This is a genomic window from Oleiphilus sp. HI0061, assembly GCF_001635675.1.
This window is the reverse complement of the sequence record NZ_LWFE01001107.1, coordinates 1-7,411: the sequence shown is the minus strand read 5'-3', so window position 1 is coordinate 7,411 and position 7,411 is coordinate 1. Positions and strand designations below refer to the sequence as shown.

At 41.0% G+C, this 7,411-nt stretch carries 6 protein-coding genes and 1 pseudogene; 1 reads left to right on the top strand and 6 read right to left on the bottom strand.

Annotated elements, in window-relative coordinates; translation table 11 throughout:
• Positions 1-188: 188 nt before the first annotated feature.
• The 3 genes and pseudogenes from A3735_RS31945 to A3735_RS16050 all read right to left on the bottom strand — a co-directional run.
• A pseudogene (locus tag A3735_RS31945) lies at positions 189-434 on the bottom strand (flavodoxin family protein); the annotation flags it as partial.
• 270 nt (positions 435-704) lie between these two features.
• Positions 705-1,280, bottom strand: coding sequence for a hypothetical protein (locus tag A3735_RS16055; protein ID WP_068638277.1), 576 nt, complete (start codon positions 1,278-1,280; stop codon positions 705-707).
• A gap of 126 nt (positions 1,281-1,406) precedes the next feature.
• On the bottom strand, positions 1,407-2,306 hold the full coding sequence (locus tag A3735_RS16050; protein WP_068638276.1) for an SET domain-containing methyltransferase: 900 nt from the start codon (positions 2,304-2,306) through the stop codon (positions 1,407-1,409).
• Positions 2,307-2,756: 450 nt separating this feature from the next.
• Here A3735_RS16050 and A3735_RS16045 point away from each other — a divergent pair, with 450 nt between their 5' ends.
• Positions 2,757-3,323, top strand: a complete 567-nt coding sequence (locus A3735_RS16045) for an HAD domain-containing protein (protein ID WP_068638274.1) — start codon at positions 2,757-2,759, stop codon at positions 3,321-3,323.
• Between the two features lie 107 nt (positions 3,324-3,430).
• On the opposite strand, the gene A3735_RS16040 is transcribed toward A3735_RS16045, so the two are convergent.
• The 3 genes from A3735_RS16040 to A3735_RS16030 all read right to left on the bottom strand — a co-directional run.
• A complete protein-coding gene (locus tag A3735_RS16040; RefSeq protein WP_068638271.1) occupies positions 3,431-3,904 on the bottom strand; it encodes a hypothetical protein in 474 nt (157 codons plus the stop codon).
• A 364-nt stretch (positions 3,905-4,268) separates the two neighbouring features.
• Complete coding sequence (locus tag A3735_RS16035) at positions 4,269-5,072, bottom strand: M48 family metallopeptidase (RefSeq protein ID WP_082885904.1); 804 nt, start codon at positions 5,070-5,072, stop codon at positions 4,269-4,271.
• A 13-nt stretch (positions 5,073-5,085) separates the two neighbouring features.
• Positions 5,086-7,411 (bottom strand): type I restriction endonuclease subunit R (locus A3735_RS16030; protein WP_068638269.1); only part of this gene is annotated, 2,326 nt, incomplete at its 5' end.

Below are 7,411 nucleotides of genomic sequence, written 5' to 3'. Positions count from 1 at the left end.
ACGCCTTCTTTGGTCATGTTTTGGGCAAGAAACTCACTGCCTAATTGTTGATTCTCAACGGCTAGCTTTTTGTTTTGATTAGTGCGGTGGACGATGAATGCTGCAAGTGCAACAACAAGTATGACAACAATGATTTTTAACACGGGTGATTTGCCTTTTATTAAATCGGTATTGGAATGAAATAGATTCTAAATGATTCCCTGATCAAGTGCACATGCCATTGCGCCACCTAATTCCGAGCAATGGCTCTCAAACTCTTTTTGGTAAGCGCCTTTTAGTAAAAGGGGCTCCTGTACCCATCGCCACTTAAGGCCAGTGGTAATGGTTTCGAGAGCACGAATTGTACCTGTGCCATCATGACCGGCTCTAATATACGCGGCACAGGGTAAGCCTTGTTTCGCTTCTAAGCATGGGTAATAGCAACGGTCGAAAAAAGCTTATACGAATACGGAATATGACAAAAATGTAGGTGAAAGCTAATATTAAACCAATAAAACAATATGTTATTACGGTTATTCGGGCTACATATTTCGACCTACAAATTTTCTAGTTCTATATGCGTGTTTTTCGCTGCCAAATACACTATTTGTCGAGTCGCCTATTTCGGACTAATTTCTGTCTAAATGCTCTGATGATTTTGAGCTCCAAAATTCTTTTCCAAATTCCATTCAAAATAATATGAGAAGTTTATCCTAAGAAAGTCATTATTTTCCTTTTTTAGTTTCGTTTATGATATTTGTCGGCGTGTCAGTTATCCGCATGTATTGACCAAGTTTTAGCCCTTTTCGATTTTTATCAATTTCGTCGACTATACCGTGTTTTAAAGTATTCAAAACATCTGAAAAAAAGTTCTTTACTGATTTCCAATTGGGGTAGTTTGAGGATGCGAAATGAATCAACTCGCCTTCGAATAGCTCTTGTCCTTCGCCAGAAGTATTATCGTCAATTAAGTAGTGCCCTTTTTGTAGATTTTTGTGTGGCGATAGAATTAATCGTTCGACAAACCTCGTTCCCAGGTGAGTTTCAATCCATTCTCTTTTTTCTTGGTAGCAAGCTGGATTCATCAACGAAGGTGCAGCCAATATATAAACATCGAAGTCTTGATAATTTGCAAGCCAATTGATTGTCTCGATCGAGCCCTCCACAGCTTCTAATTCCTGAAAAAATCCGGGAATACTTTGTGGGCATTCGATCTCTGGATGCACGGTTCTATATTGCGCAATCGATTTTTTGTAATCGGATAGACAGCTATCCATACCGATATAGGTAATTAATTTCACTCCGTCCTCCTTTTATTGGTATCTAGTTTTTGGTGTTTTGCTAAATCTAAAAAGCGTCCATGCTTAAACGCCAAAATAGCGAACACAACTTTTTTAATGCGATTGTGTTCGTTTTCGGTAAAGAGGTTATCTATTCTTGTTTTGCTGCTCCGTTATACATCGCTTACACGAGCACTGAAAGCCGAATCTTTGCTTCAGTTTCTTTCTCCTATTTTTGAGTGAGTCGTTCAATACATCGCTATAAGCCCAAGTAACTTCCTCACCCTTTTTTATCTCCTTTGTTGCGATTAGTTTTTCAGACATAGACTTATACTCTTCGATAGTTCGGTATGTCTGGCGTTGGCTATTTGGATTGCAGCTATGGTTAAAAAAACAAAGGCTAGGGATAATTGAACTGCGAACTCCCATAGCATATGTTTTGGTTTCCTCATGGATTAAACCTATTTGTGATATGCAGTGATAGGTACTAACGATATTGTAAATTCGCCGAATGTCGCTATTTTCTAGGCCCGTACGCTTAGATAAGAAAGATGATATTTTTCTGTCGCTTTCATCGTAGCGGGGCGTGTGTAAGTCGTGTCTTAGCTCATATTCGTTCACAAACTTTTCAAAGTCTTTCCTATTATGGGCTAGTATTTCGGCCGTTAGTTTCCAGCTCATTCGGACATCTTCTTCTACGGATTTTAGCGTGGCCCAAAAGACTGGATAATCAGTAATTAGTAAGTCTCCAATGTTATAGTCATTGAGTGCCCTAATACCTCGTTGTCCATCGCTATTTAGAAATACCTCGAGGCCATTGCCAACAGGAAATAATGGTATGGTTTTTTTAGATGGTTTGATTCCCTCTTTTGCGAAGCGATCTTCGCGTTCTTTCTCTCTCTCAAACTTAAGTAATTCTAGATAGCCTCGTTTAAAGCCGGACTCGATAGATAAACGGTGCCTTATTTTCTTAAGAGTCTCGTGTTGATGAGTGGTTTTCTTTAGCTTCTTTGCTTCAATTTTGATTTGTTCAGATAATTTTTTCATGGCGATCTATTCCAGACATACGCATGCCTCCGCCAATCATGCGTAATTGAAATAGTCGAATTGTGTCTAGTGCTCGCTGAGCTTTTATAAGCGGAGGTGGCGCCTAGATACGCCACACTCAAAAAGTAACAGCGTTAAGGTCTGAATTCAAGGTTTTGCGGTTTCTTGTGCATCGAAAGAGAAAGGTAGAGAGGGTGGTAAAGTCTTATATATCAATAGTTTGCGAATAAAAAACCAGTCTGGTTTTTGAGGTTTAGAAGTATTCGAACGCTACCTATCAAAGCACAGCTCTCTTGCAAGAGTTTTATGCCTTTGTCAAAAGTGCGCAATTTTCTACGACAAATACGGCTCTGCCATAGTATCTAGTTTAGATTTCAATTTTTACATAATCTGCATTGTAGGCCGCAGAATTACAAGAACTGCGCTTATAATTGACATACAGTTGTCAGTTTGGAACCTACACTCACAAAATCTCAACTTATTCGACAAGGAGAGCGTTCTATCAACATTATCTTGCTTGATATTGATGGGGTTTTACTGCCCGATGCGGATTTGTATCAGCCTCCCTCCAGGGATGAAGATTGGCATCTCTTTTTAGATACAGTGTCGTTTAATCAATCATGCACGAAACGAATCAACACTCTCTGTGAAGTAACACAAGCAAAAATCATGTTGATTAGTTCCTGGAGGAAATACTTTAGCAAACAGAGAGGTACTTTATTCAAGGCACTTGTGCGCTCTGGATTGGACAGTTCGCATTTGCACAAAGACTGGTTTATTCCCTTCCGATATACCAGTGAGAAACCGGACGAAGTGTTTTTTATGATAGAGGCGTTGGAAAGTAACCCAGTCCCGAGAGTCAATTTGCTCCTCATTGACGATCAAGATCTGTTGCTATCTTTGGACAGTTTTGAAAAGTATCCGATAGCAAGTTACGCTCAGATTACACCAGATGCTGAGCAGGCTTTCAGCGAAACAGATTTGCAGTTAGCGCTAGATTTTTTTGATATTAAATAGTCGTGCTGGCTGCATGGCAAAAATCATTAAAGTTATTGTTCTGAATTTGGGAAACGTCAGGGATGGTTTTCTTTTTTTAGATTTACACTGGTCACATAGAAAGTAACTTAACTAACTCTAGAGGCCACATTTTCAAAGTAAAGTTTGACAGAGTTCCAGTCTGGAAATTGACCTGTGCCAAACTTAATGAGCATTCCTCCGAATAACTCTTGGCCTTTCCCGCTATCATAATCATCTATCAGATAGTGACCGTAATTGAGGTTTTTATATGATGAGATTATCAGCCTATCAATAAACTCTTCACCTAAGTTTTCCTCAACCCAAATGCGCTTTTCAGAATAGGAGAGTGGGTTTTTGAGAGACGGAGCGCTTAGTATATAGGTGTCAAAAATTGAATTTCTAGAGAGCCAGTGAAATGTTTCTACTGCTCCGGGTAGTGGTTTCAGACTCCTGAAAAAACCAGGAATACTTTGTGGAAACGCGATGTCAGGGAATTGTGACTTTGACGCTAAATAACCACCATTGTAATCAGCTAGGCAATCATCCATATCGCAATAGATTATAAGTTTTTCTGTTCCCATATATCCTTCTGAGCAATTGTTAAGGCTGTCTCACCAATAAAAATAGATCGGCGTCAGCTGTCAAAGAGTGACTAAGTATCGTCTTATTTTAAAGTTAACTAAAACTCAATGTAATATGAAGAGTTAAGTGCTCGCCATGCATTTCATGATGTTCAGCAATTGTTTGACAATGTGGCACCAAGGACGTATATCGATAGCTGAAAAAATTAAAAAACATAAAAGCTATATATATCAATAAGATAAAAATAAAAAACCAGTCTGGTTTTTGAACCGTAAATGAAGTTTGAAAATATTTTTCGGCCCTTATACTAAATAGCGGTCTTCTAAAAAAAGCGGTTCTATCTCTTTACAAATGGCTAGTTATTTATCCGTTCAAATATAATTCCGCCATATCATCTAACTTCGCCTTAACTTCTTTCCAATTTGGCATTACCTGCGTCAGTAATCGCCAGAATTTCTCGCTATGATTATGTTCAGCTATATGGCAGAGCTCATGCAATATCACGTAATCGATACATTCCTTAGAGGCTTTTACGAGATGTGGGTTTAGCATTAACAGTCCTTGTTTTGAGCAGCTGCCCCATTGCTTCTTCATGGCCATGATTCGGAAAGAGGGTATGCCTTCTTCCCATGTTGCTCGGGGAAGCATCGCATGTAATCGCTCTTGGAATATGACCTTTGCTCGGTATTGATACCAGCTATCTAGCATTCCTTTAATTACTTTTGTCTGATTCTCAGGTTTCTTAGCCAACGTGACATTGAGCTTACCGCGACTAAGTTTTACAGCAGGCGTTAGCTCGTCATCGAGAATCACTTTGAGAACATAGCGCTTACCTAAATAGAATTGCGTTTCCCCGCTGATATATTGTTTCGGTAGCACGTATTCGTGTTGTCTTGCAAAGTCTTGAATATTCTTCCAAATCCAACGAGCACGTTTTGCGATGGCCTTTTGGATTGATTGCTCTGTTGCATCATAAGGCACCGTGGCAACCACTCTTTGGTCAGGGTGGACTTTAATTAAGACCTTGCGTGCTTTAGCAGTATCAGTACTTGCTTGATGCTCGCTTCTGCGAATAATGTCGTAATGAATTACGTCATCACCATATGCTAATACGCCTCGCTCTTGTGTATGAGTGCAAATCTCAGCGCCCATCCCGCTTGAAGACATAGATCCCTCTCCCTTAATCGCGGTGTAGGCCGAGGCGAGTAATCTTCAACACTTCTTGTATATAGCGCTCTGCGTCTTCCAAACCAAGGTCCGTAAATAACATTGGCAGAAGTTCTTTGCTGATAGCATTTTCAATCTCAGATGGATTTATGGAGTACTCCGCAACCGCGTTATTAACAGCCTTATCAACGGCAAAAGCTTGCTCTACTATATGCTCTTCATTCAATGTCTTCGCATTGAGATAGTCTTCGCCAAACAAATGCTTGAACAAACCATAATAAGCCTGAGCATGTTGATTAAGTTTACCCTCGCTATCCGTAAAAGCTGCCGGGGTATCAGGTACCTTGCGGGCTTTCACTTCTTCTTCGAAGTCGGCGAACATCATGTATTGCTTGACCGGTGCATCAAACATTTCTTTCGTCTTTTCGATAGCCTCTTTAAGTAGCTTGGAGAAGTGAGCTTGAGCGTAAGGATCATCCGCCAAGTCTTGCTCAATCATTTTAGTGATTCGGCCGGTAATTTTATCAGTTTGATTACGTGCCTCATCGTCACTCATATCTTGTGGCTTGACGTTTTTACCCATATTTCCGACAAGATAAGCACCTTCTGGCTCTCTTACCTCAAGCCCGGCGATATGTTTATCTAATAGCGCGTGGATATCGTCGCTGTACTCGTCATAATCGATAGTTTCATTGGCGTCTTCGCGAACTTGTTTTCGCAAGCTCACGAACATTTTCAGTGTGTCTTTATAAAGCTGGCGCTTATTATCAAAGCTCTTATCTTCGAAAAAAGTGGCTGACTGAAGAGCGACTTTCATACAGTTAGAAAAGGCCGTTAAGGCAGAATAAAAGTCGTCACGCTTCTTTAGGTTGGTATCGACCAACTGGCCTTCGATTTCTTTAATTTTTGGCGCGAGGGTCTGGCGCATGGCTGCGGGGTCTTGTTTGTTTTTAACCTCACTAAAGATGGCCCACAAGTCGCTATATAATCCAGGTAACTTCTTATACTCAGTATCCATGCTGTGATACAAACCTTGAAGGTCTTCGATATCAAAGCCACCTTGAGTACGTTCAGCTAGGTCTTGGTACTTTTCAATCGTAGTATCTAACTCTTTTAAGATTCCGCGATAATCAATCAAATAACCAAATTGCTTTTTACTGTGTAAGCGATTCACACGAGCAATCGCTTGAATCAGGTTGTGCTCTTTAAGCGGTTTGTCGATATAAAGCACGGTGTTCTTTGGTTCGTCGAATCCAGTAAGCAGTTTATCGACCACGATCATTATGTCGGGGCCATCATCCCGGCCATATTCTTTAATAATCGCTTTGGTATACGCTTTCTCATCCATCTTCCCAACATTGCCTTTCCACCAGTTTTGAACAATGTCTTTGCTTTCCTGGTCGACAGCTTCGTGGCCTTCACGCGTGTCTGGCGATGACATGGCAACAACTGAAGTCACCTTACCTATCTTGTCCAAAGCATTTTTGTAGCGAATAGCTGATGCTTTTGAGTCACAGGCCAATTGCCCCTTTAAACCCTGTTGTTTAAAGTTTTGAAAGTGGTCTGAAATATCATGAGCGATCAACTCGATTCGACCTTCCGTTTGATAAATCTGACCTTTTTGAGAAAATTTTTTCTTTAGGTCAGTCTTTTGCTCATCGGTCAGCTTTTGGGTAATGCGATCAAACCAGGCATCAATCGCCTCGTCATTCACATTCAGTTCGGGGATACGCTCTTCATACAACAAAGGAGTAACGGTTTTGTCTTCTACCGCCTGCTGCATGGTATAGGAGTGAATGATCTTGCCGAATTTGTTTTCTGTCTTGTCGTCTTTTAGTAGTGGGGTTCCAGTAAACGCAACGAAGGCAGCTTTAGGCAGAGTTTGTTGCATACGGATATTGTTTTCACCGTTCTGGCTTCGGTGGCCCTCATCCACCAAAACAATCATATCCGGACTGTCGTTATAGCATTCCTTATACTTAATGGCGGAGCCAAACTTGTTGATGATGGAGAAGATGACTCTTTCATTGCCATGGCCGATTTGTTCAGCCAAACGTTTGCCGGATGTCGCCATCGCGTCGCGTTTATCTCGGTCAGAGAGCGCTCCACCTGAGGCAAAGGTTGTGCTAAGTTGGTCTTCAAGGTCTACCCGGTCGGTGACGATAATAAATCGGCATTTAGCCAGCTCTTCAAGCCAAATTAAGGCCTTGGCTAAAAATACCATCGTAAAAGACTTACCGCTTCCTGTGGTATGCCAGATCACGCCGCCTTCTCTTGCACCGTTCGCGTCAAACTGGGTGATTCGCTCAACCAACGCTTTGATACCAAACACCTGCTGA